This is a genomic window from Rubrivivax sp. A210, assembly GCF_904426505.1.
Lineage (GTDB): Bacteria > Pseudomonadota > Gammaproteobacteria > Burkholderiales > Burkholderiaceae_C > Rubrivivax.
In genome coordinates this window covers 749,128-773,196 of sequence record NZ_CAJGBN010000001.1, presented here as the reverse complement: position 1 = coordinate 773,196, position 24,069 = coordinate 749,128, and the positions used below count along the sequence as shown (strand labels likewise).

Annotated in this window: 19 protein-coding genes; 8 read left to right on the top strand and 11 right to left on the bottom strand. The window is 70.5% G+C overall.

The window, feature by feature from the left end; genetic code table 11:
- Positions 1 to 20 precede the first annotated feature (20 nt).
- The 3 genes from JMV16_RS03320 to argA all read right to left on the bottom strand — a co-directional run bounded on the left by JMV16_RS03320 (position 21) and on the right by argA (position 2,160).
- Entirely contained in the window at positions 21 to 329 is a 309-nt protein-coding gene (locus JMV16_RS03320) for an H-NS family nucleoid-associated regulatory protein (RefSeq protein WP_201492709.1), read from the bottom strand.
- 200 nt (positions 330 to 529) lie between these two features.
- Complete coding sequence (locus JMV16_RS03315) at positions 530 to 802, bottom strand: oxidative damage protection protein (protein ID WP_201492708.1); 273 nt, start codon at positions 800 to 802, stop codon at positions 530 to 532.
- A gap of 11 nt (positions 803 to 813) precedes the next feature.
- The gene (gene argA, locus JMV16_RS03310) at positions 814 to 2,160 is read right to left on the bottom strand and encodes an amino-acid N-acetyltransferase (protein WP_201492707.1); all 1,347 of its coding nucleotides are present in this window, start codon (positions 2,158 to 2,160) and stop codon (positions 814 to 816) included.
- 89 nt (positions 2,161 to 2,249) lie between these two features.
- Here argA and JMV16_RS03305 point away from each other — a divergent pair, with 89 nt between their 5' ends.
- From JMV16_RS03305 to JMV16_RS03295, 3 genes are all read left to right on the top strand, one after another.
- Positions 2,250 to 2,630: a VOC family protein gene (locus JMV16_RS03305; protein WP_201492706.1), complete on the top strand. Its 381-nt coding sequence runs from the start codon at positions 2,250 to 2,252 to the stop codon at positions 2,628 to 2,630.
- 28 nt (positions 2,631 to 2,658) lie between these two features.
- Complete coding sequence (hrpA, locus tag JMV16_RS03300; RefSeq protein WP_201492705.1) at positions 2,659 to 6,582, top strand: ATP-dependent RNA helicase HrpA; 3,924 nt, start codon at positions 2,659 to 2,661, stop codon at positions 6,580 to 6,582.
- A gap of 173 nt (positions 6,583 to 6,755) precedes the next feature.
- Complete coding sequence (locus JMV16_RS03295; protein ID WP_201492704.1) at positions 6,756 to 8,771, top strand: alpha/beta hydrolase family protein; 2,016 nt, start codon at positions 6,756 to 6,758, stop codon at positions 8,769 to 8,771.
- Positions 8,772 to 8,809: 38 nt separating this feature from the next.
- Here JMV16_RS03295 and JMV16_RS03290 read toward each other — a convergent pair whose 3' ends face one another.
- Positions 8,810 to 10,183, bottom strand: coding sequence for a TrpB-like pyridoxal phosphate-dependent enzyme (locus tag JMV16_RS03290; protein ID WP_201492703.1), 1,374 nt, complete (start codon positions 10,181 to 10,183; stop codon positions 8,810 to 8,812).
- Positions 10,184 to 10,429: 246 nt separating this feature from the next.
- On the opposite strand from JMV16_RS03290, the gene JMV16_RS03285 reads away from it, so the two are divergent.
- Positions 10,430 to 11,191 (top strand): hypothetical protein, encoded by a 762-nt coding sequence (locus JMV16_RS03285; protein WP_201492702.1) that lies wholly within the window; start codon positions 10,430 to 10,432, stop codon positions 11,189 to 11,191.
- Between the two features lie 26 nt (positions 11,192 to 11,217).
- Here the strand turns inward: JMV16_RS03285 and serB are convergent, their stop codons facing one another.
- The 3 genes from serB to mfd form a co-directional block, all read right to left on the bottom strand.
- On the bottom strand, positions 11,218 to 11,925 hold the full coding sequence (gene serB, locus JMV16_RS03280) for a phosphoserine phosphatase SerB (RefSeq protein ID WP_201492701.1): 708 nt from the start codon (positions 11,923 to 11,925) through the stop codon (positions 11,218 to 11,220).
- Positions 11,926 to 11,990: 65 nt separating this feature from the next.
- The gene (locus JMV16_RS03275; RefSeq protein WP_201492700.1) at positions 11,991 to 12,551 is read right to left on the bottom strand and encodes a hypothetical protein; all 561 of its coding nucleotides are present in this window, start codon (positions 12,549 to 12,551) and stop codon (positions 11,991 to 11,993) included.
- A 78-nt stretch (positions 12,552 to 12,629) separates the two neighbouring features.
- Complete coding sequence (mfd, locus tag JMV16_RS03270) at positions 12,630 to 16,115, bottom strand: transcription-repair coupling factor (protein ID WP_201492699.1); 3,486 nt, start codon at positions 16,113 to 16,115, stop codon at positions 12,630 to 12,632.
- A gap of 95 nt (positions 16,116 to 16,210) precedes the next feature.
- Here mfd and ispD point away from each other — a divergent pair, with 95 nt between their 5' ends.
- Positions 16,211 to 16,909: a 2-C-methyl-D-erythritol 4-phosphate cytidylyltransferase gene (gene ispD / locus JMV16_RS03265; protein ID WP_201492698.1), complete on the top strand. Its 699-nt coding sequence runs from the start codon at positions 16,211 to 16,213 to the stop codon at positions 16,907 to 16,909.
- Positions 16,906 to 17,409, top strand: coding sequence for a 2-C-methyl-D-erythritol 2,4-cyclodiphosphate synthase (gene ispF / locus JMV16_RS03260; RefSeq protein ID WP_201492697.1), 504 nt, complete (start codon positions 16,906 to 16,908; stop codon positions 17,407 to 17,409). The genes ispD and ispF overlap by 4 nt, the downstream gene beginning before the upstream one ends.
- A gap of 20 nt (positions 17,410 to 17,429) precedes the next feature.
- Here ispF and JMV16_RS03255 read toward each other — a convergent pair whose 3' ends face one another.
- The 4 genes from JMV16_RS03255 to ompR form a co-directional block, all read right to left on the bottom strand.
- The gene (locus JMV16_RS03255; protein ID WP_201492696.1) at positions 17,430 to 18,011 is read right to left on the bottom strand and encodes a DUF4123 domain-containing protein; all 582 of its coding nucleotides are present in this window, start codon (positions 18,009 to 18,011) and stop codon (positions 17,430 to 17,432) included.
- 2 nt (positions 18,012 to 18,013) lie between these two features.
- Positions 18,014 to 18,601: a hypothetical protein gene (locus tag JMV16_RS03250; protein WP_201492695.1), complete on the bottom strand. Its 588-nt coding sequence runs from the start codon at positions 18,599 to 18,601 to the stop codon at positions 18,014 to 18,016.
- Between the two features lie 47 nt (positions 18,602 to 18,648).
- Complete coding sequence (locus JMV16_RS03245) at positions 18,649 to 19,917, bottom strand: sensor histidine kinase (protein WP_201492832.1); 1,269 nt, start codon at positions 19,915 to 19,917, stop codon at positions 18,649 to 18,651.
- A 69-nt stretch (positions 19,918 to 19,986) separates the two neighbouring features.
- Positions 19,987 to 20,721 (bottom strand): two-component system response regulator OmpR, encoded by a 735-nt coding sequence (gene ompR, locus JMV16_RS03240; protein ID WP_201492694.1) that lies wholly within the window; start codon positions 20,719 to 20,721, stop codon positions 19,987 to 19,989.
- Positions 20,722 to 20,886: 165 nt separating this feature from the next.
- On the opposite strand from ompR, the gene JMV16_RS03235 reads away from it, so the two are divergent.
- Both JMV16_RS03235 and JMV16_RS03230 read left to right on the top strand, forming a co-directional pair.
- Positions 20,887 to 21,768, top strand: a complete 882-nt coding sequence (locus JMV16_RS03235; protein ID WP_201492693.1) for an alpha/beta fold hydrolase — start codon at positions 20,887 to 20,889, stop codon at positions 21,766 to 21,768.
- 15 nt (positions 21,769 to 21,783) lie between these two features.
- Positions 21,784 to 24,045, top strand: coding sequence for a RelA/SpoT family protein (locus tag JMV16_RS03230; RefSeq protein ID WP_201492692.1), 2,262 nt, complete (start codon positions 21,784 to 21,786; stop codon positions 24,043 to 24,045).
- Positions 24,046 to 24,069: the final 24 nt, after the last annotated feature.

The window sequence follows — 24,069 nt, the reverse complement described above, 5'->3', positions numbered from 1 at the left end:
AGGCCCGGTGCAGCGGGGAATCAGACCGCGAAATCGGCCAGCGAACGGCCGCCGGCGAGCGCCGACTTCAGCCACTTGGGCTGCAGGCCACGGCCCGACCAGGTGTCGCCGGAGGCGGGATTACGGTACTTGGCGGCGACCTTCTTGCCGGCGGCCTTCGGTGCCGGCGCGGCCTTGCTGCCGATATCGGCCAGCGTGAGGCCATATTCGGCCATCAGCGCGCGCACCTTGGCAACGGCGTCGGCGCGCTCGTTGCGCTGGGCATCGGCAATCTGCTTTTCGAGGGCGGCCTTCTGGGCCAGCAGTTCGGCGATGGTGGGCTGGGACATGTGGAAAACTCCTTGAAGGTTATGTACCCAGTAACTATAACCTGGATTCGAGTATCTTCCAGTCGGCTGCCGACAAATCGTTACTTTGTGGTGCCGGTTGCTGCGGGTTAGTCCGGGTGCGGCGCGGCTGGAAACTGCCGATCCGCCGTAGTGGCGATGCCGGGATTGTTGGGTAACCCGCCGGAGTTCAGAGGTTAGCCTCAGGCCGCTGGTGGCACAAACCCTGCAGGCTTGTCGGCATCGCCGCCGAACAGAAATTGCTCCATCTGCCGCGCCAGATACTGGCGGGCGCGCGCATCGGCGAGATTGAGGCGGTTCTCGTTGACAAGCATGGTCTGGTGCTTTTTCCACATCTCGAAGGCCTCCTTGCTGATGTGGTCATAGATGCGCTTGCCGAGTTCACCAGGATAGGGAGAAAACCCGAGCCCCTCGGCTTCCTTCTTGAGATAAGTACACTGAACCATACGTGCCATGGCGATTCCTCTCAGGCTGATATCAGACGTTTGACCAGCACCTGCGAGCGCCGGTCCCAGTTGTATTTGCGCTTGCGCGCCTCGGGCAGCCATTCCGGATCGACCGGAACGAAGCCGCGCTTGATGAACCAGTGCATCGTGCGCGTGGTCAGCACGAACAGGCTTTCGTGGCCGGCGGCGCGGGCGCGTTGCTCGATGCGCTTGAGCAGGCGCTCGCCGTCGCCCTGGCCCTGGCTCAGCGGCGACACCGTGAGCGCGGCCATTTCGGCGGTGCGCGCCTCGGGATAAGGGTAGAGCGCGGCGCAGCCGAAAATGATGCCGTCGTGCTCGACGACGCTGTAGTACTCGATATCGCGCTCGATTTCCTTGCGCTCGCGCCGCACCAGGGTGCCGTCGCGCTCGAAGGGTTCGATCAATTGCAGGATGCCACCAACGTCGTCGGAACCGGCCTCGCGCAGGCTCTCGAGTTTCTCGTCGACGACCATGGTGCCGACGCCGTCATGGGTGAAAACCTCGAGCAGCAGCGCGCCGTCGGTGGCATAGGGCAGGATGTGCGAACGCTCGACGCCGCTCTCGCAGGCCTTGACGCAATAACGCAGATAGAAAGCGGTGTCGCTGGGCTGGGTCGGCGTGGGCAGGGTTTCGAGCAGGCGGCGTGCGTCGGCCAGCGCCATTTCGGTGTCGATGGCGCTCTCGGGGTCGTCCTGGTTTTCGCGGATGCCGGCAATCTCGGTCATGAAGACCAGCTTGTCGGCCTGCAGCGCCACCGCGGTGGCAGTGGCCACGTCTTCCATGGTCAGATTGAAAGCCTCGCCGGTGGGCGAGAAACCGAAGGGGCTGAGCAGCACCAGCGCACCCGATTCGATGGCGCGGCGGATCGCGAACTGGTCGACGCGGCGCACAAGCCCGCTGTTCATGAAATCGACGCCGTCGACGATACCCACGGGCCGTGCGGTGAGGAAATTGCCGGACACCACGCGCACGGTGGAATTGGCCATCGGCGTGTTGGGCAGGCCCTGCGAGAAGGCGGCCTCGATCTCGAAGCGCAGCTGGCCGGCGGCCTCTTGCGCCGCGTCAAGCGCCACCGGGTCGGTGATGCGGATGCCCCGCGCATAGCGCGAGACATGGCCCTTGGCCGCCAGTTGCTCGGTGACCTGGGGGCGAAAGCCGTGTACCAGCACCAGCTTCAGGCCCATGGCGTGCAGGATGGACAGATCCTGCACGAAGGTGTTGAGCTTGCCCGCGGCGATGGCCTCGCCCGCCAGCGCGACGACGAAGGTCTTGCCCCGGTAGGCGTGGATGTAGGGCGCCACGGCGCGGAACCAGGGCACGAAGGTGTGGGGAAACACGAGGCTCATCGGGCTGCGATTGTGCCGTGTCACGTCGGTGTCGTTGACGCTGTGGGGCCGCTGTCGCAACATCGCGGCCCCACAGGACGGAGACAGCAATGGACGTTTTCAAGACCCACGGCGCCTTCAGCTGGAGCGAACTGGTCACCACCGATCCCGCGGCCGCCGCGGGCTTCTACAGCCAGCTCTTCGGCTGGACGGCCAAGGACATGGGCGAGGCCATGGGCGGCTACCGCGTCGTCAACGTTGGCGAGACCGCCGTCGGCGGCATCATGGCCATGCCGCCCGGTGCGCCCCCGATGCCGCCGCACTGGGGTTGCTATGTCACGGTCGACAAGGTCGAGCCGGTGCTCGAGAAGTGCGCCGCTCTGGGCGGCAAGACCCTGGTGCCGGCGATGGATGTCCCCGGCGTCGGCCGCATGGCGGTGCTGCAGGACCCGCAGGGCGCGGTGCTGAGCATCATGGCCTATTCGATGTGATGCCCGGGGCGGAGATAATCCGCCCCCCGTGAGCGAAACCCGGGCCCCGCGCGCAGCGCCTCCGGCCCACCCCGTCCCGCCGATCACCTACCCTGAAGCGCTGCCGGTCTCGGCCCGGCGCGAAGAGATCGCGCGTGCGCTGCGCGAGCACCCGGTGATCATCGTCTGTGGCGAGACCGGCTCGGGCAAGACGACCCAGTTGCCCAAGATCGCGCTCGAACTCGGCCGCGGCCTGGGGGCCGGCGGGCGCGGCCTGATCGGCCACACCCAGCCGCGGCGCATTGCCGCCAGCAGCGTGGCCAAGCGCATCGCCGACGAGCTGAATTCGCCGCTGGGCGAGGTGGTCGGCTACAAGGTGCGCTTCCAGGACCGCTTTCAGCCCGGCGCCAGCGTCAAGCTGATGACCGACGGCATCCTGCTCGCCGAGACCGAGCGCGACCCGCTGCTGCGCGCCTACGACACGCTGATCATCGACGAGGCGCACGAGCGCAGCCTCAACATCGATTTCCTGCTCGGCTACCTCAAGCAGTTGCTGCCGCGGCGGCCGGACCTGAAGGTGGTGGTCACCTCGGCCACCATCGACGCCGACCGCTTTGCGCGCCATTTCGAGTCGGCGCGCGGGCCGGCGCCGGTGATCATGGTCTCGGGGCGGCTGTTCCCGGTGGAGCAGCGCTGGCGCCCCTTTGAAGAGAAGCGCGACTACGGCCTCGACGAGGCCATCGCCGACGCGGTGGACGAGTTGTGGCGCGAGGGGGCCGGCGACATCCTCGTCTTCCTGCCCGGCGAGCGCGAGATCCGCGACACCGCCGATCACCTGCGCCGCCACCTGCTGCAGCAGGCGCACGGCCGCGGCGGGCCGCAGCCGGAGATCCTGCCGCTATTCGCGCGCCTGAGCCAGGCCGAGCAGGACCGCGTGTTCGAGGCCGGCAACGGTCGCCGCATCGTGCTGGCGACGAACGTGGCCGAGACCTCGCTCACGGTGCCCGGCATCCGCTACGTCATCGACGCCGGCCTGGCGCGCGTCAAGCGCTACAGCTGGCGCAACAAGGTCGAGCAGTTGCAGGTGGAAGCCGTCAGCCAGGCCGCGGCGCAGCAGCGTGCCGGGCGTTGCGGGCGCGTCGCCAACGGCATCTGCATCCGCCTCTACGGCGAGGACGAGTTCGCCGCGCGGCCGCGCTTCACCGACCCCGAGATCCTGCGCAGCAGCCTGGCCGCGGTGATCCTGCGCATGAAGGCGCTGCACCTGGGCACGGTGGAGGACTTTCCCTTCGTCGAGGCGCCGCCGGGCAAGGCCGTTGCCGACGGCTACGCGCTGCTGGCCGAACTGGGTGCGGTGGACGAGGCCAACGAGCTGACGCCCATCGGCAAGGAGCTGGCGCGGCTGCCGCTGGACCCGCGCGTGGGCCGCATGATCCTCGAGGCGCGCAAGCACCTGGCGCTCACTGAGGTGCTGGTGATCGCCGCCGCGTTGAGCGGCCAGGACGTGCGCGACCGCCCGCTCGACAGGGCCCCCGCCGCCGACGAGAAGCACAAGCCCTTCGACGACGAGAAGTCCGAGTTCATGGGCACGCTCAAGCTCTGGAAGTGGATCGAGGAAGGCCGCGGCGTGCATGGTCATCCTCCAGAAGGACGGCCGCAGAAGGAGGCCCGCGTCGACAGCCACAAGCTCACCAACCGCCAGCAGGAGCAGCGCCTGCGCGATGCCTTCATCAGCCCGCGCCGCGTGCGTGAGTGGCGCGACATCCACAGCCAGCTGATGACGGTGGTGGCCGAGCAGGGCTGGCGCCTTAACGGCGCGCCCGCCACCTACGAGCAGGTGCATTTGTCGCTGCTGGCCGGCCTGCTGGGCAATATCGGCTGCAAGAGCGACGACGAGGACTGGTACCTGGGGGCGCGCGGCATCAAGTTCTGGCGCCACCCGGGTGCCAACCTGAGCAAGAAGCCGGGGCGCTGGATCATCGCCGCCGAGCTGGTGGAGACCACGCGCCTGTTCGGCCGCGGCATCGCGGCGATCGAGCCGCAATGGCTGCCGGCCGTGGCCGGCCACCTGCTGAAGACCCAGCTGCTCGAGCCGCACTGGGAGAAGAAGGCCGGCGAGGTGGTGGCGCTGGAGCGCGCCACGCTGTATGGCGTGGTCGTCTACAACAACAAGCGCGTCAACTTCGGCCGCGTCGACCCCGCGGCGGCGCGCCAGATCTTCATCCGCGAGGCCCTGGTGGGCGGCGAGTGGGAGACGCGCCTGCCCTTTCTGGCGCACAACCGCAAGCTCATCGCCCAGGTCGAGGAGCTCGAGCACAAGGCGCGCCGCCAGGACGTGCTGATCGACGACGACCTCATCCACGCCTTCTACAACCAGCAGCTGCCGGCCGAGGTCTGCAGCGGTCCGCTGCTGGAGCGCTGGTACCGCGAGGAAGTGAAGAAGCAGCCGCAGCTGCTGCAGCTGACGCGCGACGAGCTGATGCGGCACGAGGCCGCCGGCATTACCACCGACGCCTTTCCGCGCAGCATCCGGCTGGGCGGCATCGACTGCGCCGCCGCCTACCTGCACGAGCCGGGTGACGCCAAGGACGGCGTCACGGTCAGCCTGCCCATCTACGCCCTCAACCAGGCCAGCGAGGAGCGCTGCGAATGGCTGGTGCCCGGCATGCTGCAGGGCAAGGTGCTGGCCCTGGTGAAGAGCCTGCACCAGCGCCCGCGCTCGCGCCTGGTGCCGCTGCCCGACTACGCGGCCGAGTTCTGCGCCACCGTGCCCTTCGCCCAGGGCAGCCTGATGGAGGCCTTGCTCAAGGCGGTGCGCGAGCGCACGCAGCTGGCGGTGCAGCGCAACGACTTCAAGCTCGACCAGCTGCAGCCGCACCTGTTCATGAATTTCCGCATCGTCGACGAGCACGGGCGCCAGCTCGGGATGGGGCGTGACCTGGCCGGGCTCAAGGCCGAGCTGGGCGCGCAGGCGCGCAGCGCCTTCCAGGCGCTCGCGGTGCTCAAGCTGGCGCAGACGACGGCGGTTCCGGCCGCAGCGCCGGCGCCCGCCGCCACGCCCTCATCCGGCCGCGGCGTCAGCGCCCAGATCGTCACCCCGCCGGCCCCGGCCGCGCCCGCCGAGGCGGCGCGCTACACCGCCTGGACCTTTGGCGAACTGCCCGAGCTGATGGAAATCCGCCGTGGCAGCCAGGTGCTGGTGGGCTTCCCGGCGCTGCTGGACCGTGGCAGTCACGTCGAGATCGAGGTCTTCGACGAGCCCGAGGCAGCCGCCACCCGCCACCGTGCGGGCCTGCGCCGGCTGGTGGCGCTACAGCTGCGCGAGCCGCTCAAGTACCTCGAAAAGAACATCCCCGAGCTGCAGAAGATGGCCGCGGCCTACATGGGCCTGGGCACGATGGAGGAATTGCGCGAGCAGATCATCGATGTGGCACTGGACCGCGCCTTCCTGGCCGAGCCGCTGCCCGCCGACGAGGCCGCCTTCCGCCGCCGCATCGACGAAGGCCGCGCCCGCATGGCGCTGATCGCCCAGGAGGTGGCGCGCCAGACCCAGGCCGTGCTGCTGGAATATGCAGCTGCCCAGCGCAAGCTCAAGGACGCCAAGGCGCCGCGCGAGGTGGCCGACGACGTGCAGGCCCAGCTGCAGCGCCTGGTCGGCAAGCGCTTCCTGGCCACCACGCCGTGGGCGGCCTTGCAGCACCTGCCGCGCTATTTGAAGGGCGTCGTGCTGCGCCTGGACAAGCTGCGCGCCGACCCGGCGCGCGACGCCGCCCGCCTGGCCGAGCTGCGCCCGCTGGAGCAGCGCTGGCTGCGCCGCACGGCCGAGCTCAAGGGTGCCGGCCACGCGCGCATGGACGAATACCGCTGGCTGCTGGAAGAGCTGCGCGTGAGCCTGTTCGCCCAGGAACTGCGCACGCCGCAGCCGGTGAGCGTGAAGCGGCTTGAAAAACTTTGGGCTCAACTCTCTGCCTGACCCCAAAGTTTTCGGCGCAGGCTGACATTTGCCCGAAGGGCATGTCACGCCGTAGCCACAAGGTCTGGGCCCAGCTGGCGGGCTGAAGACTCCCCTTGCGCATTCGGCTGATGCCTCAGCGGCCGGGCTGATCAAGAATGCGCCTGGCCCGCACAGAGGCCGGGGAGGCGAGCATGAGGCGAATTCGGCAATGGGTTGCAGCGGCCACGTTCTTGACGGCGGCGGCGGCGCCTGCATTCGCCGCCGATGCGGCGCCCGCGACTGCGGCCACGGGTCTCATCCCCGCTGAGGTCTTCTACCGCGCGCCCGATGTCAACCGGGCTCAGCTCTCGCCCTCGGGGCGCTGGCTGGCCATTTCCACCGGCTATGGCGCCTCGCGCATCGGGCTGGCCGTCATCGATCTCGAAACGCTCAAGGCCGTGGGCATGGCGGCCAAGTTCATCGACGCCGACGTCGATGATTTCTACTGGGTCAACGACGAGCGCCTGGTCTTCGACCTCGTCGACAGCCAGCGTGGCAGCGGCGACCAGCGCTTCGGCCCCGGCCTCTTCAGCGTCAAGCGCACCGGCGAAGACCTGAACCTGCTGGTCAAGTCTTCGCTGGCCTTCGTCACCGAGGGTGCCCGCCCCGGGCGCGAGCCGCTGGACACCAGCCACGGCCTTTTGCATGTGCCCGACGGCGGCGGCGACGAGGTCGTCGTCGGCCGCAGCGTCTGGGGCGCGGCGGGCTCACGCGCCACCGTGCTGCCGCTGCGCCTGAACGTCACCACGCGCAGAACCTCGTCGCTGGCCCTGGGTGCCCCCGACCATGCAAGGCGCTGGCTTTTCGATGCCCGCGGCGAGCCGCGCCTGGTGCAGACCGAGCACCAGGGCCGCACCGCGCTGCACTGGCGCGATGCGCCGGACGCGGCCTGGCGGCGCATCGCCGAGTACGACAGCTTGACGGCCCCGTTCCGGCCGCGCTTCATCGACAGCGAGGGCAAGCTCTACGTCTCGCGGCCCGAGGGCAAGGCCGGCACCACGGTGCTCACCACCTTCGACTTCGAGACCGGCAAGCCGCGGCCCGAACCCCTGGTGCGCACCAAGGGCTTCGACTTCAACGGTTACATCGTCAGCGAGACGCTGGGCGGCAAGGCCCTGGGCGTGCGCGTGCTCACCGATGCCGAGTCCACCGTCTGGTTCGATCCCGGCATGGCCGCGCTGCAGGCCGAGGCCGAAAAGCGCCTGCCGGGGCGGGTGGTGAGGCTGAACTGCCGCCGCTGCGACCGACCCGACCGCGTGACGCTGGCGCGGGCCTGGTCCGACACCGACCCTGGCCAGCTCTGGGTACACCATGCCGCCAGTGGCCGCTGGGACAAGGTCATCGACGTGCGCATGGGCATCGACCCGGCACGCATGGCGCAGACCGATTTCGAACGCATCGCCGCCCGCGACGGCCTGGAACTGCCGATCTGGCTGACGCGCCCGCAGGGCAATGCCAAGGCGCCACTGCCCACCGTGATGCTGGTGCATGGCGGCCCCTGGGTGCGCGGGCGCAGCTGGGAATGGAACGACGACGCGCAGTTCCTGGCCTCGCGCGGCTACCTCGTCATCGAGCCCGAGTTTCGTGGCAGCACCGGCTACGGCTCGGCCCACCACCGTGCCGGCTTCAGGCAATGGGGGCAGGCGATGCAGGACGACGTGGCCGATGCCCTGCAGTGGGCAGTGGCCAAGGGCCTGGCCGACCCGAAGCGCGTGTGCATTGCCGGCGCCAGCTACGGCGGCTATGCCACGCTGATGGGCCTGATTCGCCACCCCGAGCTTTATCGCTGTGGTGCCGCCTGGGTGGCGGTCACCGACCCGCGGCTGATGTTCCAGTGGCGGGTTGACCACGATTTCACCGACGAGTCGCGCGAGTATTCATTCCCGGTCCTCATCGGCGACCCGGTCAAGGATCTGGCGATGCTGGAGAGCGTGACGCCGGTGCTGCACGCCGAGCGCATCAAGGCGCCGCTGTTCATGGCCATCGGTGGCTCGGACTGGCGGGTGGCGCCGGTCCACGGCAAGCGCATGCGCGATGCGCTCACCAGCGCCGGCCGGCCACCGGAGTGGGTGGAATACCCCGACGAGGGCCACGGCTGGCTCAAGCTCGAGACGCGGCTCGACTTTGCACGCCGGCTCGAGGCCTTCCTGGCCCGCCAACTGCGCTGACGGGGCGCGGCCCCGCCAGCGTCAGCGGGGGCAGGGCATCAGGCCGGCACCGAGGGCAGCCCGGCCAGTGCCATTGCAAGCTCGGCCTCGTCGTAGGGCTGGTCGACCAACTTGCCGGCGTGGTAGTTGCTGTAGGCGCTCATGTCGAAGTGGCCGTGGCCGCAGAGGTTGAAGAGAATCACCTCGCTGCGGCCCTCGGCCTTGCAGCGCAGCGCCTCGGCGATGGCGCCCTTGACCGCGTGGTTGGCCTCGGGCGCGGGCACGATGCCTTCGGCGCGGGCGAACAGCACGCCGGCCTCGAAGCAGGCGTTCTGCGGGTAGGCCACGGCCTCGATCAGGCCCAGGTCCTTGAGGTGGCTCACCTGAGGTGCCATGCCGTGGTAACGCAGGCCGCCGGCGTGGAAGCCCGGCGGCGTGAAGGTGCTGCCCAGGGTGTGCATCTTGGTCAGCGGCGTCAGGTGGGCGGTGTCGCCGAAGTCATAGGCGAACCTGCCGCGTGTCAGGCTGGGGCAGGCCGCTGGCTCCACCGCGACGATGCGCCGCTGCTTGGTCTTGCCGCCACCGCGCAGCTGCTGGCCCAGGAAGGGGAAGGCGATGCCGGCGAAATTGCTGCCGCCGCCGGTGCAGCCGACGATGACATCGGGGTCGTCGCCGGCCATCTCCAGCTGCAACATCGCTTCCTGGCCAATGATGGTCTGGTGCATCAGCACATGGTTGAGCACCGAGCCCAGCGCGTAATTGGTGTCGGCGTGGGTGGCGGCCACTTCTACCGCCTCGCTGATGGCGATGCCCAGTGAACCGGGGTGGTCGGGATGGGCTGCCAGGATGGCGCGGCCGGAGTGGGTCAGGTTCGAAGGCGAGGCGATGCAGGTCGCGCCATAGGTCTCCATCAGCGCGCGCCGGTAGGGCTTCTGGTCGTAGCTGACGCGCACCTGGAAGATCTGCACCTCGATGTCGAACAGCGCACCGGCAAAGGCCAGCGACGAGCCCCACTGGCCGGCGCCGGTCTCGGTGGTGAGCTTCTTCACGCCGGCCTGGGCGTTGTACCAAGCCTGGGGGATGGCGGTATTGGGCTTGTGCGAGCCGGCCGGCGAGACGCCTTCGTACTTGTAGTAGATCTTGGCCGGCGTGCCCAGGGCCTTCTCGAGCCGGTGGGCGCGCACCAGGGGCGCCGGCCGCCAGAGCTTGAAGACCTCGCGCACCGGCTCGGGAATGGCGATCTCGCGCTCGGTGCTCACCTCCTGCAGGATGAGTTCCATCGGGAACAACGGCGCCAGGTCGTCGGGCCCCAGCGGCTGCAACGTGCCCGGGTGCAGCGGCGGCGCCAGCGGCGTCGGCAGGTCGGCGGCAATGTTGTACCAATGGGTGGGCATCCGGCTCTCGTCGAGCAGGTACTTGGTCGGCTGGGTCATGGTTTTCCTTGTCTGGGTGGGGGTTGGACCCGTGGCATCGTAGAAACGCGCCAGGGCCGGCGTTAGCTGGTTTGTCCGGGTGCGCTCCCTAGAATCGTGGCGCCCTCACCCTTCCGCCCGGCCGCGGCCCTCTCACCCAGGCATTGCTCCAGAGCCGCCATGAGTCCCAGCAGTACCGTCCTTGTCCGTTGTGCCGCGCGTGCCATGCCTGCCGCGGGCGCCGCGTCCTGTTGTGCGCCGTTCGCGTTGTTGGCGCTTGCGGCTGCGCTGCTGCTTCTGGTGCCGGCGCTGCATGCCCAGACCGCACCGGCGCGCGCCGACGCCGCGGCCGAGGCGGCCTCGGCCGCGATGGCACGCGCCCAACGGCAGGCCGCCAATCCGATGCGCGTGATCCTCGAGGCCGGCAAGGCGCGTCCCAAGGGCCGCGACAACGAGGCCGCGCCAGGCGCCGCCGCCCCGGCCGCGCGGGCCCAGCCCGCACCTGCACCGGGTGCCGCGCCTGCCACCGTGCCGGTCGTGGCCGCCGCCGTGCCCGCCACCGCCGCCGCCGTGCCCGCCACCGCCGCCGCCAGCCCACGACCGGCGCCACCTGCTGCGCCGCCGGTCAACGAGGCCACGCTCAGCGACCCGGCGCTGCAAGGCCATGCAACGGCGACGCCGGTGCCGGCCCTGGCCAGCCGGGTGGCGCCCGCGCCGGCCGTGGCCGACCTGCCGGCGCTGCCCCAGGCGGCGGCACCCATACCGGCCCCGATGCCGGAGGCCAGGCCCCAACTGGTGATCATGGTCGAACCCATCATCCCGGTGCGTGTGCAGGGCGAGCTGGGGCGGCTTCCCGATGTCCAGGCCGATCTGACGATACGCACCGACGGCAGCGTGGCCACCGTGACCCTGTTGCCGCCGGTGCCCCGCCAGATCCAGCGCTATGTGGTGGAGGCGCTGCAGCAGTGGCGCTACGACCCGCTGCCGGCCGAGCGCACACACCGCGTGCTGCTGGTCTTCAACCCCTAGAGGCGCGGCCCGCGCCCCGGCGTCAATCAGCGCAGCAGTTCCAGTGCGCGGTCCATGCCGCCGCTGTCGATGCTGATCATGGCCTGCGCGCGCACCGCGGGCTTGGGGTGGTAGGCGATGGACAGGCCGGCTACGGCCATCATCGGCAGGTCGTTGGCGCCGTCGCCGACGGCGATGACGCGCTCGGTGGCTATGCCCATCAACTCGGCCACTTCCAGCAAGGTGCGCCGCTTCTCGGCGCCGTCGACCACGTCGCCCCACGGCCGTGCAACCAGGCGGCCGGTGAGGCGGCCGTCGTCGATCTCCAGGTGGTTGGCCCGCGCGAAGTCCAGGCCCAGGCGCCGGCGCACGCGCTCGCTGAAATACGTGAAGCCGCCCGAGACCAGCAGCGTGCGCAGGCCCGCGGCCTGGCAGGCGGCGACAAAGGCCTCCACGCCCGGGTTCAGGCGCAGCCGCTGCTCGTAGACGGCAGCCAGCGCTTCCTCGTGGACGCCGCGCAGCAGGGCCAGGCGGCGCATCAGGCTGTCGCGGTAGTCGGTGATCTCGCCCCGCATCGCGGCTTCGGTGATGGCCGCGACCTCGGCCTTGCGGCCGGCCGCGGCGGCGATCTCGTCGATGCACTCGATGCTGATCAGCGTCGAGTCCATGTCGAAGGCGACGAGGGCGAAATCGGCCAGATTCAGCGGCGGCGCGAAGCCGCGCACGAACAGGCCAGGGGCAACTTCTTGGGGCAAGGGCGGGCGGGGTCGGGTCGGGGTGGCCCGATTATCCCGCCGCGCCGGCGGCTGGCCGCAGCGCGTCAGCGGCGGCGGCGCGTCAGGGCCAGCCCACCCAGCGCCAGCGCCGCCAACGCCGCCGAAGCCGGCTCGGGCAGGGCCTGCCCGGCGGTGACCAGCTCGATGCGGAAACTGCCCGCCATGCCCAGGGGCAGGCCGTGCATGTCGACATGCACGCCGTTCACCGTGTAGCTCACCCTTGCCGCGTCCAGGCCGGCGATGTTGGTCGACAGCGTGAAACCCGTGATGTCGCCACCCGGCTGCAGGTCGTCGAAGACGAAGTAGCTGGGAGTGACGTCGTTGAAGCCCGACGTGTTGCCGGTGGTGCTGGTGAAGTTGTAGGCGAGATAGTTCTCACCCACATCCACCGTCTGCGTGGCCGCGATCAGCGCCGAGCACATCGAGAACGCGCCGGTGGGGCAGGTGACCTCGGCACCCGCGCCGACGAGCAGGCTGTCGGTGTAATGCGTGCTCTCGTAGTGGTAGCCGATGGTGGCCAGGCTGCCCAGCATGCCGGCGTTGGCCCACGGGGCGGCGAGGGTCAGGGCCAGTGCGGCCAGCGACTTGATCGAACGGAGGTGCATGGGGTGCCCAGGTGCGAAAGGATCGAGGCTGCACCCTAAGCGCTGCAGGGTCTTTCCTGAAGCCCCGAGCCGCGGGGGTCAGCCCCCGGCCGTCGCCACAGGCGGACCCAGGCTGCGCAACAAATCACGCATGAAGTGGGCTCGCTCGGCCGGCGTGGCGATCTCGCGCTCGATGCGCAGCTTGTCGTTGCCGGCCAGCTTGATGGCGCGGTTCTTCTGCACCAGCTCGATGATGCGGCGCGCGTCGATGGGCGGTTGCGGGCGGAAGGTCACGTTCATCAACCTGGGGCCGGCGTCGATCTTGACCACGCCATAGGGCCTGGCCAGCACGCGCAGGCGGTGGGTGTCGAAGAGGGTCTGGCCCTGGGTGGGCAGCTTGCCGAAGCGGTCGGTGATCTCCTCGAGCAGCAGATCGATCTGCTCGGGCTTCTCGGCCGAGGCCAGGCGCTTGTAGAGGTTGAGCCGGGTGTGGACGTCGCCGCAATAGGCGTCGGGCAGCAGGGCCGGTGCGTGCAGGTTGATCTCGGTGGTGGCCGCCATCGGGTTGAGCAGGTCGGGCTCGCGGCCGGCCTTGAGCGAGCGCACCGCTTCGGCCAGCATGTCGTTGTAGAGCTGGAAGCCCACTTCCATCATGTTGCCGCTCTGGTGCTCGCCCAGCACTTCGCCGGCACCGCGGATCTCGAGGTCGTGCATGGCCAGGTAGAAGCCGCTGCCCAGCTCTTCCATCTCCTGGATGGCCTGCAGGCGCAGCGCCGCCTGCTTGGTGAGGCCCTCGACGTCGGGCACCAGCAGGTAGGCATAGGCCTGGTGGTGGCTGCGGCCGACGCGCCCGCGCAACTGGTGCAGCTGTGCCAGGCCGAACTTGTCGGCCCGGCTCATCACGATGGTGTTGGCGCTGGGCACGTCGATGCCGGTCTCGATGATGGTGCTGCACAAGAGCAGGTTGTGGCGCTGGGCGACGAAGTCGCGCATCACGCGCTCGAGTTCGCGCTCGGGCATCTGGCCGTGGGCGACGGCGATGCGCGCCTCGGGCAGCAGCTCGGCCAGCTTCTGGCGCCGGTTCTCGATGGTCTCGACCTCGTTGTGCAGGAAGTAGACCTGGCCGCCGCGCTTCAACTCGCGCAGCACGGCCTCGCGGATGACGCCGCTGCCCTCATTGCGCACAAAGGTCTTGATGGCCAGTCGCCGCTGTGGCGCGGTGGCGATGACGCTCAGGTCGCGCAGGCCTTCGAGCGCCATGCCCAGCGTGCGCGGTATCGGCGTGGCGGTGAGGGTGAGCACGTCGACCTCGGCGCGCAGCGCCTTCATCGCCTCTTTGTGGCGCACGCCGAAGCGGTGTTCCTCGTCGATGACGAGCAGCCCCAGGCGCGCGAACTTGACGTCGCTCGACAGCAGCTTGTGCGTGCCGACCACGATGTCGACGCTGCCGTCGGCGATGCCTTCGAGCGCGGTCTTCACTTCCTTGGGGCTGCGAAAGCGCGACAACTCGGCGATCTTCACCGGCCACTTGCCGAAGCGGTCGACCAGGGTCTGGCAGTGCTGTTCGGCCAGCAGCGTGGTCGGCGCCAGGATGGCCACCTGCTTGCCGCCGTGTACCGCCACGAAGGCGGCGCGCAGCGCCACCTCGGTCTTGCCGAAGCCGACGTCGCCGCACACCAGGCGGTCCATCGGCCGCGGGCTCACCATGTCCTGGATCACGGCGTGGATGGCGGCGCGCTGGTCGGCGGTTTCCTCGAAGCCGAAGGAAGTCGCAAAGGCCTCGTAGTCCTGCGGGCTGAAGCGGTGGGCAAAGCCCTCGCGTGCGGCGCGGCGGGCATAGAGGTTGAGCAGTTCGGCGGCGGTGTCGCGCACCTGCTCGGCGGCCTTGCGCCGCGCCTTGTCCCACTGCGGCGAACCCAGCTTGTGCAGCGGCGCCTCGTCAGCGCTGACGCCGGTGTAGCGGCTGATCAGGTGGAGCTGGGCCACCGGCACGTAAAGCGTGGCCTTGTCGGCGTATTCGAGGTGCAGGAACTCGCTCGCCCCTTCGCCGATGTCGATGTTGACCAGGCCCTGATAGCGGCCTATGCCGTGGTTGAGGTGGACCACCGGGTCGCCCACCTTCAGCTCCGACAAGTCCTTGATCAGCGCGTCGACATTGCTGACCTGCTCCTGCTTGCGCCGGCGCCGCGTCTGCGGCGTGGTCGCGAAGAGCTCGGTCTCGGTGACAAACTGGATCGAGATGCCGGCTTCGGGCTCGAACCAGTGAAAGCCCTCGGCAAGCGGCGCCGCGGCGATGGCCTGCTTCTCGTCGCCGGCCATGAACTCGGCCAGCGTGGCCGTGGTGGGCAGCCGGATGCCGCGGTCGCGCAGCAGTTCGAGCAGGCTCTCGCGCCGGCCCTCGCTCTCGGCCAGCAGCAGCACGCGGTGGGCGGTGGCGGCCAGGTGCTTTTCCAGCGCGCCCATCGGGTCGGTGCCGCCGCGCTCAAGCGAGAGATCGGGCAGCGGGCGGGCCCAGGCCAGCGGCGCGTCTGGCTCCTTGGCGCCGGTGGCGTCAGAGCCGCGCAGCGACAGCGTGGCGTGGCCCTGGGTGCGGCCGAAGAATTCCTCGGCCGGCATGAAGACGGCGGCCGGTGGCAGCAGCGGGCGCTCGGGGTCGTGCTGCAGGAAGCGGTGGCGCTCGCGCGTGTCGGCCCACCAGCGCTCCAGCGCCTCGTCCACCTTGCCGTGCAGCACCAGGGCTGCCGGGTGGCTGCCACCGGCGCCGAGGTAGTCGAAGATCGTCGCCGTCTCGTCGAAGAACAGCGGCAGGTAGTACTCGATGCCGCCGCTGGCGATGCCGCTGGCGATGTCCTTGTAGACGCGGGCGCGTGTCGGGTCACCCTCGATCTTCTCGCGCCAACGGGCGCGGAAGGCCGTGCGCGCCGCCTCGTCCATCGGAAACTCGCGTCCGGGCAGCAGGCGCACTTCGGGCACCGGGTAGAGGCTGCGCTGGCTGTCGGGATCGAAGGTGCGGATGCTGTCAACCTCGTCGTCGAAGAGGTCGACGCGGTAGGGCTGGGGCGAGCCCATCGGAAACAGGTCGATCAGGCCGCCGCGCACCGCGTACTCGCCCGGCGACACCACCTGGCTCACATGCTGGTAGCCGGCCAGCGTGAGCTGGGCCTTGAGCCTGGCCTCGTCGAGGCGGCTCTTCTGACGAAAGTGGAAGGTGGTGCCGGCCAGGAAGGCGGGCGGCGCCAGCCGGGTAAGCGCGGTGCTGGCCGGCAGCAGCACGACATCGACCTCGCCGCTGTGGATGCGCCACAGCGTGGCCAGGCGCTCGCTGATGAGGTCTTGGTGCGGGCTGAAGTTGTCGTAGGGCAGGGTCTCCCAGTCGGGGAAGACGGCCACGCGCAGCCCGGGCTCGAAGAAGGGCAGTTCATCGGCCAGGCGCGGCGCGTCGGCCGGTTCGGCGGTGAAGACGGCGAGCAGGCGCTGGGCGTCGGCATGGCTGCGCGCCAGCCGCGCCAGCAGCAGCGCGTCGCCCGAACCCACGGGGCGTGGCAGCGTGTAGCGCTTGCCGGGCGCGATGGAAGGCAGGTGCATCGGTGGCGGACTTGCAGCAAGCCCCTGCCGCCCCGGCCGGGGTTGGCATGGGCGCGGCGGGGCGTGGAGGCACGGATTCTAGAATCCGCCCTCCCATGGACCGCGCCCCGCTCTTCTATGCCCTCGTGCCCTGCGCCGGCGTGGGCCAGCGCGCCGGCACGGCCGGGCCCAAGCAGTACGAGTGCCTGTGCGGCCAGCCGGTGGTGGCGCACACGCTGCAGGCCCTGGCCGCGGTGCCGGAACTGGCCGCCACGCTGGTGGTGCTGGCGCCGGACGACACCTTTTTCGAAGCCGCCGTGCAGGCCTTCAACGGCGAACGTGCCTGGGTGGCGCGCTGCGGCGGTGCCTCGAGAGCCGCCACCGTGGCTGCCGGCCTGGCCGAACTGCAGCGCCGCGGCGTACACGACGACGACTGGGTGCTGGTGCATGACGCCGCGCGCTGCCTGCTGCGGCCGGCCTGGGTGCAGCGCCTGATCGCGGCCTGCCGTGACGATGGCGTGGGCGGCTTGCTGGCGCTGCCGCTGGCCGACACCCTCAAGCAGGAATCCGAGTGCCGCGCCGTCGCCACCGTGCCGCGCGCCGGCAAATGGGCGGCGCAGACGCCGCAGATGTTCCGCCTTGGCCTGCTGCAGCGGGCGCTGGATGGTGCAACGGCCGAGGTCACCGACGAGGCCAGCGCCATCGAGGCCTTGGGCCTGGCGCCCAAGCTGGTGGCCGGCGAGCTGGAAAACCTCAAACTCACCTGGCCGGCCGATTTCGCGCTCGCCGCCCGCCTGCTGGAGACAAGACGATGAACCTGGCCTCACTGCGCATCGGCGAGGGCTGGGACACCCACCAGCTCGTCGCCGGCCGCCCTTTGGTGCTGGGCGGCGTGACCATCCCGCACACGCATGGCCTGCTCGGCCACTCCGACGCCGACGCGCTGCTGCACGCCATCACCGATGCCCTGCTCGGCGCCGCCGGACTGGGCGACATCGGCGGCCACTTCCCCGACACCGACCCCGCCTTTCGCGGCGCCGATTCGCGCCAGTTGCTGCAGGAGGCGGCGCGCCGCGTGGTCGCCGCCGGCTACCGGCTGATCAACATCGACAGCACCGTCATCGCCCAGGCGCCGCGCCTGGCGCCCCACATCCCGGCCATGCGTCAGAGCATCGCCCAGGCCCTGGGGCTGGCCGCCGATGCGGTGAACGTGAAGGCCAAGACGGCCGAGAAGATGGGCCCGGTGGGCGAGGGCCGCGCCATCGAGGCGCGTGCGGTGTGCCTGCTGCTGCGGCTGGAGCCGGAGCTGGGCTGACAAGGCCCGATCTGCCCGGCTCAGGCGCGATCAGGCTCCGCCGCCTCGGCCAGACTCAGCCGCCGCTGCTGCAGCAGGCCGTTGTGGCGCCGGTATTCGATCAGCCCGGCGCCGCCCTCGGCCTCCAGCATCAGGCTGTCGATCGGGCCGAAGAACTGGCGCAACTCGTCGGGCGTGCAGGTCGGCAGGTACAGGCGCAGCACGCGCGGGTCGTACCAGCGAAACAGCATGCGCTGTCCGTCCTCGTCCTGCACGCGCAGCAGGGTGCGCAGGTGGTGGCGCAGGTTGGACGGGTCGGCAATGCGCAGCCAGATGCCCCAGCTTTGGCCCCAGCCTTCGTCCAGCAGGCGCAGGCCCAGCGCGTGGCCTGGCGGCAGCTCGACCAGCTGCGGCGCCGCCAGTTCCAGCTCGCGCGAGAGGAGGCCGCCGCGGCCGGTGAACAGGCAGCGGTGCTCCAGGCGCGACTCAAAAAGGGCGCGGTGGATGGCGGGGTCGCGGGCGCCGTCGAGCACGGCCCAGACGCTGAGGGAGCGCGTCGTGCCGAGAGAACTGCCGCTGGGAAACAGCGCCTGTTGCAGGCGTTCGCGGATGGCGGTGTCCATCGTCAGGCCAGGGCCGCTTCCTGCTCGAGGCGGCGCTTCTCGCATTCGGCGCAGAAGGGCACGCCGTCGCGCGACGCCTCGCGCAGCACGGCGGCCTGGGCGGCTTCATCGATGGCGATTTCCACTTCGACGGCCGGCGGCGCTGGCGGGGCCGGGGCGGGTGGTGGCGGTGGACGCGGCGGCGCCGCGGGGGCGCGGCTGGGGGGCGGCGGCGCCGACTCGGTGCCGGGCGGCGGCGCGATGGCCTTGCCGCCACCGCCGCCGATGCCGGCCTCGGCGGCAATGCCGGCCTCGGCCATGGCCTCGACGCGGCGGCACAGCTGCAGGCGTCCGCCCGCCACCGCCGCGGCAATCAGCGCCAGCAGCCGGTGGTCATCGACGCGCGACAAGTCGGTGCCGTTGCCATGGGCCCAGGCCAAGTGGCGCAATTCGGCCAGCAGCCGGGCATCGAGCAGGGCCGGCGCCAGCGTTCGCGCCACGCCAGCGGCATCCCAGGGGCCCGGCAGCGGCTCGTAGCCCTCGCCATCGTCCGCCGCGCCCACGGCACAGAGGGCGTAGTCCAGGCAGGCAGGGGGCAGCAGGACAGGCATCGCGCCAGCTTAGCGGATGCGCCGCGCCGCCGCCATCGTCGGCGTGCTCAATCGACGCGTTGCAGCCGCAGATGGGCCACCAGGCCGCCGTCGGGTGCGTTGGCCAGCTCCAGCGTGCCACCCATGCGGTGCATGGCCTTCTCGACGATGGCCAGGCCCAGGCCGGCGCCGGTGGCCGCGGTGCGTGCCGCGTCGCCGCGGAAAAAGGGTGTGGTGAGCTGGGGCAGCTTCTCGGGCGCCACGCCGGGGCCCTGGTCGCGCACGCTGATGATGGCCCAGGGCCCGGTCCTACCCTGGGTCACCAGCACGTCGGCGATGCCGGTGTAGGTGCCGCGGCCGTAGCGGCGCGCGTTCTCGAACAGGTTGAGGAAGACGCGGCCGAGCTCGGTCTCGTCGGCCAGCACGTCGAGGTCGGGCGCGACGCGGATGACGATGCGGATCTGCGAGGGGTCGCGGAAGGCCGAGGCCTCGCGTTCGATCAGCTGGGCCACGTTGACCGGGCGCAGCAGCGACTCGCCCGGCCGCGCATAGTCCATGAACTTGTCGATGATGGCGTCGAGCTGGTCGATGTCGAGCGCCATGTTCTTCTTGGCTTCCTCGTCATGCACGCTCATTTCGGCTTCCAGGCGCAGGCGTGCCAGCGGCGTGCGCAGGTCGTGGCTGATGCCGGCCAGCATCACGGCGCGGTCTTCCTCCACCCGCGCCAGTTCGCGCGCCATGCGGTTGAAGCCGCGGTTGACCTCGCGGATCTCGCTCGTCAGCGTGTTCTCGTCGAGCTGGGAATCCAGGTCGCCCTCGCGCACGCGGCTGGCCGCGAAGGACAGCTGCTTGAGCGGCTTGTTGATGAGGCGCGAGCTGACCGCGGCGCCCAGCAGCGTGGCCAGCAGCGCCGTGCCGATCCAGACCATCCAGGTGCCGCCGCTGATGGGTGCGGCGGCGGCGTCGGCCTGCAGCCAGTAGGCATCGCGCTCGATGATGAAGCCCACCCACATGGCGGTGCGGCCGTTGACGCTGCGCGCCACCACCGTGCCCGGCCCCAGCACGGCGCGCAACTCGGCGGCGACGCGGCGCGTGAAGCGGTCGATCTCGTAGGGCTCCCACTCGTCGCTGGGTTCGCGCGGCGCCACGCGCACCGCCTGCTGCGAGCCCAGGCTCTTGAGCAGGGCGACGCGGTTGATGCCGTCGCTCTGCTTGAGCGCGGCGCGGGCCACGTTGACCAGCGCCGCCGTCTGCTGCGCGGACTGCACCGCCCGCGGCTCGAGCTCGAGCGCGCGCAAGGTCGTCACCCAGGCGACGATGCCCCCTGCCAGCAGCATGGCCAGCAGGAAGAAGGTGCGCCAGAAGAGGCTCAGGCCGAGGAAGAGCCGGCGAGGCACCGCGAGCGCTTAGTTGGTGCCGTCCGGAACGAAGACATAGCCTACGCCCCACACTGTCTGGATGTAGCGCGGCTGCGCCGGGTCGGGCTCGAGCATCTTGCGCAGGCGCGAGATCTGCACGTCCAGGCTGCGATCAAAGGGCTCGAACTCGCGCCCGCGCGCCAGCTGCGCCAGCTTGTCGCGAGAAAGCGGCTGGCGCGGGTGGCGCACCAGGGCCTTGAGCATGCTGAACTCGCCGGTGGTGAGGGCGATCTGCTCGCCGTTCTTGCTGAGCTTGCGCAGCGAGAGATCGAACTCGAAGGGCCCGAAGTTGACGATCTGCGCCTCCTTGCTGGGTGCGCCGGGGGCCTCGGGCGCCGGGCGGCGGCGCAGCACGGCGTGGATGCGCGCCAGCAGTTCGCGCGGGTTGAAGGGCTTGGGCAGGTAGTCGTCGGCGCCGACCTCGAGGCCGACGATGCGGTCGACATCCTCGACCTTGGCCGTGAGCATGATGATGGGCGTCTGGTCGTTGGCGGCGCGCAGGCGGCGGCAGATCGACAGGCCGTCCTCGCCCGGCAGCATGAGGTCGAGCACGATGAGGTCGACGGTGTCGCGCGTGAGCACGCGGTTCAGCGCCTTGGCGTCCTCGGCCAGCAGCACGTCGAAGCCTTCCTGGGAAAGATAGCGGCGCAGCAGGTCGCGGATGCGCGCATCGTCATCGACCACGACGATGCGGTCGGGCCGGGCGTTGACGGTGGCTGTCATAGAGGAGGGCTCCGAAAATGTAACAGCCGCATTGTGGGCCGCGGTTTCACTGTCGACCCCGGATTCTTGACCATCTGTTACATGTCTTTCGGCGCCGGCCGCAACCGGAAATGAACCCGGCCGCGGTTGATACCATGCCGCGATTGCCCCGTGCCCGAGCCCACCATGTCAGAACCGCGCCTGAACCACATCGCCTGCATCGACGCCCGCGGCCTGCACCGCATGGCGTACTGGGAATGGGGCGACGCGGCCAATCCGCGCGTGCTGGTCTGCGTACACGGCATGTCGCGCCAGGGCCGCGACTTCGACACCTTGGCGCGTGCGCTGCAAGGTGACTACCGCGTGGTTTGCCCCGACGTCGTCGGCCGCGGCCGCAGCGAGCGCCTGGCCGACCCGCGCGCCTACGGCCTGCCCACCTATGTGGCCGACATGGTGACGCTGCTGGCCCGCCTGGGCGTGGCCCAGGTCGACTGGGTCGGCACCTCGATGGGCGGCCTCATCGGCATGGTGCTGGCAAGCCTGGCCGACGGCGCCGGCCAGCGCCTGGTGCGGCGCCTGGTGCTCAACGACGTGGGCCCGCGCGTCGAGACCCGCTTCCTCGACCGGCTCAAGCGCTACCTCGGCCAGCCGGCGCACTGGTACACGCTGGAGGAAGCGGCCGACGCGCTGTGGGCCATCTCGCCCGGCTTCGGCCCGCACACGCGCGAGCAGTGGCTGGCGCTCACCGCGCCCATGCTGGTGCCCGATGGCGACGGCTTCAAGCTGCACTACGACCCCGCCATTGCCGAGCCGGTGCGCACGCTGACGCCCGAGATCGCGGCCGCCGGCGAGGCCATCCTCTGGGCCGGCTACGACCGCATCGCGGCACCCACGCTGCTGCTGCGGGGCACCGAGTCCGACGTGTTGTCGGAGGCCACGGCGCGCGAGATGACCGAGCGCGGTCCGCGCGCCAGCCTGGTTGAGCTGGCCGGCATCGGCCACGCGCCCACCCTGGTGGCGCCCGACCAGGTAGCGCTGGTGGTCGACTTCCTGCGCGCGCCGGGCTGATGAGAGGCTGAGGCCATGAAGACCGCGCTGGACGAGGCCGCTGGCGACGGCACGGCCGCCATCGTCCATCTGGCCGAGGTGGCGCCGCCGGGCACGCTGGCCGAGCCCGACCCGGTGCAGCGTGCGCGCGCCTTTGCCGAGCCGCTGCTGGCCGGCCAGCCGCTGGACACCGGCGAGGACGCGTTGGGCCATGCCGACGGCACGGCCGCCGTGCTGCGCGGCATCGGTGCCGCGCCCACGCTTTGCGCTGCCGCCTATCTGGTCTACGCCGGCGACTACCTGCAGCGCCCCGAAGACGTGGTGCGCAAGGCCTTCGGCGAGAGCTATGCCAGCCTGGTGGCTCTGACCCGAAAGCTGGTGCAGATCCAGCGCGCCGCCCGCGCCGCCCAGGTGGGCGTGGCCGAGCGCGCCGGCCAGACCGAGCGCGTGCGCAAGATGCTGCTGGCCTTCTCGCGCGATCTGCGCGTGGTGCTGCTGCGCCTGGCCAGCCGGCTGCAGACGCTGCGCTGGTATGCCGCCACCAAGCGGCCCTGTCCGCGCGAGCTGGCCACCGAATCGCTGCAGGTCTTCGCGCCGCTGGCCAACCGCCTGGGCATCTGGCAGATCAAGTGGGAGATGGAAGACCTCTCGTTCCGCTTCCTGCAGCCCGATGAATACCTGCGCATGGCGCGCCTGGTCGACGAGAAGCGGGCCGAGCGCGAGCGCAGCGTGGTGGCGGCGCGCGTCGAGTTGGCCACGCTGCTGGCGGCGGCCGACATCGGAGCCGATGTGCAGGGCCGGCCCAAGCACCTCTACAGCATCTGGAAAAAGATGCAGGGCAAGAACCTCGCCTTTGCGCGCGTCTTCGACGCACGCGCGCTGCGCGTGGTAGTGGCCGACGTGCCCGCCTGCTATGCGGCGCTGGCGCGTGTCCACGAGGCCTGGAAGCCGGTGGACGGCGAGTTCGACGACTACATCGCGCGCCCCAAGCCCAACGGCTACCAGAGCCTGCACACGGTGGTACTGGGCGTCGACGGCCGGCCCATCGAGGTGCAGATCCGCACGCGCCAAATGCACGAGCACGCCGAGCATGGCGTCGCCGCGCACTGGATGTACAAGGAGGCCGGCGTGCGGGGCTATGCGGGCGTCAGCGCCGCCGGCGACTTCGAGGACCGCGTCGCCCAGGCGCGGCTGGCCGTGCTGCGCGAGCTGCTGGCCTGGGAGCGCGATTTCTCGGGCGCCCAGGCCGATGCCGGCGCGGCCTCCGGCCCTGGCGCTCCGGCCCAGCAGGTTGCGGCGAGCGACCGCATCTATGTCTTCACGCCCCAGGCCACCATCATCGACCTGCCCGTGGGCGGCACGCCGGTGGACTTTGCCTACGCGCTGCACACCGATCTCGGCCACCGCTGCCGCGGCGCGCACGTCGATGGCGCCATGGTGCCGCTGAACACCGCGCTCAAGTCGGGCCAGACCGTCGAGGTGGTGGCGGCCAAGGAGGGCGGGCCCTCGCTGGACTGGCTCAACGCCGAACTGGGCTATCTGGCCAGCCCGCGGGCGCGCGCCAAGGTGCGCGCCTGGTTCAACGCCCAGGCCGAGAAGCAGACCATCGCCCGCGGCCGCGAGGCGGTAGAGAAGCTGTTGCAACGCGAGGGCCGCACGGCCATGGAGCGCGATGCGCTGGCCGCCCAGCTCGGCTTCGACAGTGCCGATGCGCTGTTCGAGGTGGTGGGCAAGGACGAGTATTCGCTGCGCCACATCGAGAACCTGTTGCGCCCGCCCGAGGCCGCGCCGGCCGAGCCCGGCATCGCGCTGCACAAGTCCAAGGCCGAGGCCGGCGGCGGGCGCGGCGGCGTGCTGGTGGTGGGCATCGATTCGCTGCTCACGACGCTGGCGCGCTGCTGCCGCCCGGCCCCGCCCGATGCCATCGGCGGCTTCGTCACGCGCGGCCGCGGCGTGGCCGTGCACCGGCGCGACTGCAGCAATTTCCGCCACATGGCCGAGGTCTCGCCCGACCGCGTCATCGAGGTCGGCTGGGGCACGGCCGAGCGCGACCGCACGAGCGTCTACCCGCTGGACGTGCTGATCGAGGCCGCCGACCGGCCCGGCCTGCTGCGCGACATCAGCGAGGTCTTTGCGCGCGAGAAGATGAATGTCACCGGCGCCCACACCGAATCGGCGCGCGACCGCAGCACGGCCTGGATGACGCTCACGGTGGAGGCCCCGGACGTCGCCCGCCTGGCCCAGGTGCTGGCCCAGATCGCACGCGTGGCGGGAGTTCGTCACGTCCGCCGCAAATGAGGGCCGCTAAAACTTGTGTATAGT

What these genes read in the sequence shown, in the direction of transcription:
- JMV16_RS03250 (WP_201492695.1), bottom strand. Translation starts at nt 18,601, where the DNA reads ATGCCTGTCCTGCTGCCCCCTGCCTGCCTGGACTACGCCCTCTGTGCC.
- JMV16_RS03315 (WP_201492708.1), bottom strand. Translation starts at nt 802, where the DNA reads ATGGCACGTATGGTTCAGTGTACTTATCTCAAGAAGGAAGCCGAGGGG.
- ispF (WP_201492697.1), top strand. Translation starts at nt 16,906, where the DNA reads ATGAACCTGGCCTCACTGCGCATCGGCGAGGGCTGGGACACCCACCAG.
- ompR (WP_201492694.1), bottom strand. Translation starts at nt 20,721, where the DNA reads ATGACAGCCACCGTCAACGCCCGGCCCGACCGCATCGTCGTGGTCGAT.
- JMV16_RS03235 (WP_201492693.1), top strand. Translation starts at nt 20,887, where the DNA reads ATGTCAGAACCGCGCCTGAACCACATCGCCTGCATCGACGCCCGCGGC.
- JMV16_RS03305 (WP_201492706.1), top strand. Translation starts at nt 2,250, where the DNA reads ATGGACGTTTTCAAGACCCACGGCGCCTTCAGCTGGAGCGAACTGGTC.
- JMV16_RS03230 (WP_201492692.1), top strand. Translation starts at nt 21,784, where the DNA reads ATGAAGACCGCGCTGGACGAGGCCGCTGGCGACGGCACGGCCGCCATC.
- mfd (WP_201492699.1), bottom strand. Translation starts at nt 16,115, where the DNA reads ATGCACCTGCCTTCCATCGCGCCCGGCAAGCGCTACACGCTGCCACGC.
- JMV16_RS03245 (WP_201492832.1), bottom strand. Translation starts at nt 19,917, where the DNA reads ATGCTGCTGGCAGGGGGCATCGTCGCCTGGGTGACGACCTTGCGCGCG.
- argA (WP_201492707.1), bottom strand. Translation starts at nt 2,160, where the DNA reads ATGAGCCTCGTGTTTCCCCACACCTTCGTGCCCTGGTTCCGCGCCGTG.
- JMV16_RS03255 (WP_201492696.1), bottom strand. Translation starts at nt 18,011, where the DNA reads ATGGACACCGCCATCCGCGAACGCCTGCAACAGGCGCTGTTTCCCAGC.
- JMV16_RS03290 (WP_201492703.1), bottom strand. Translation starts at nt 10,183, where the DNA reads ATGACCCAGCCGACCAAGTACCTGCTCGACGAGAGCCGGATGCCCACC.
- JMV16_RS03275 (WP_201492700.1), bottom strand. Translation starts at nt 12,551, where the DNA reads ATGCACCTCCGTTCGATCAAGTCGCTGGCCGCACTGGCCCTGACCCTC.
- JMV16_RS03320 (WP_201492709.1), bottom strand. Translation starts at nt 329, where the DNA reads ATGTCCCAGCCCACCATCGCCGAACTGCTGGCCCAGAAGGCCGCCCTC.
- JMV16_RS03295 (WP_201492704.1), top strand. Translation starts at nt 6,756, where the DNA reads ATGAGGCGAATTCGGCAATGGGTTGCAGCGGCCACGTTCTTGACGGCG.
- ispD (WP_201492698.1), top strand. Translation starts at nt 16,211, where the DNA reads ATGGACCGCGCCCCGCTCTTCTATGCCCTCGTGCCCTGCGCCGGCGTG.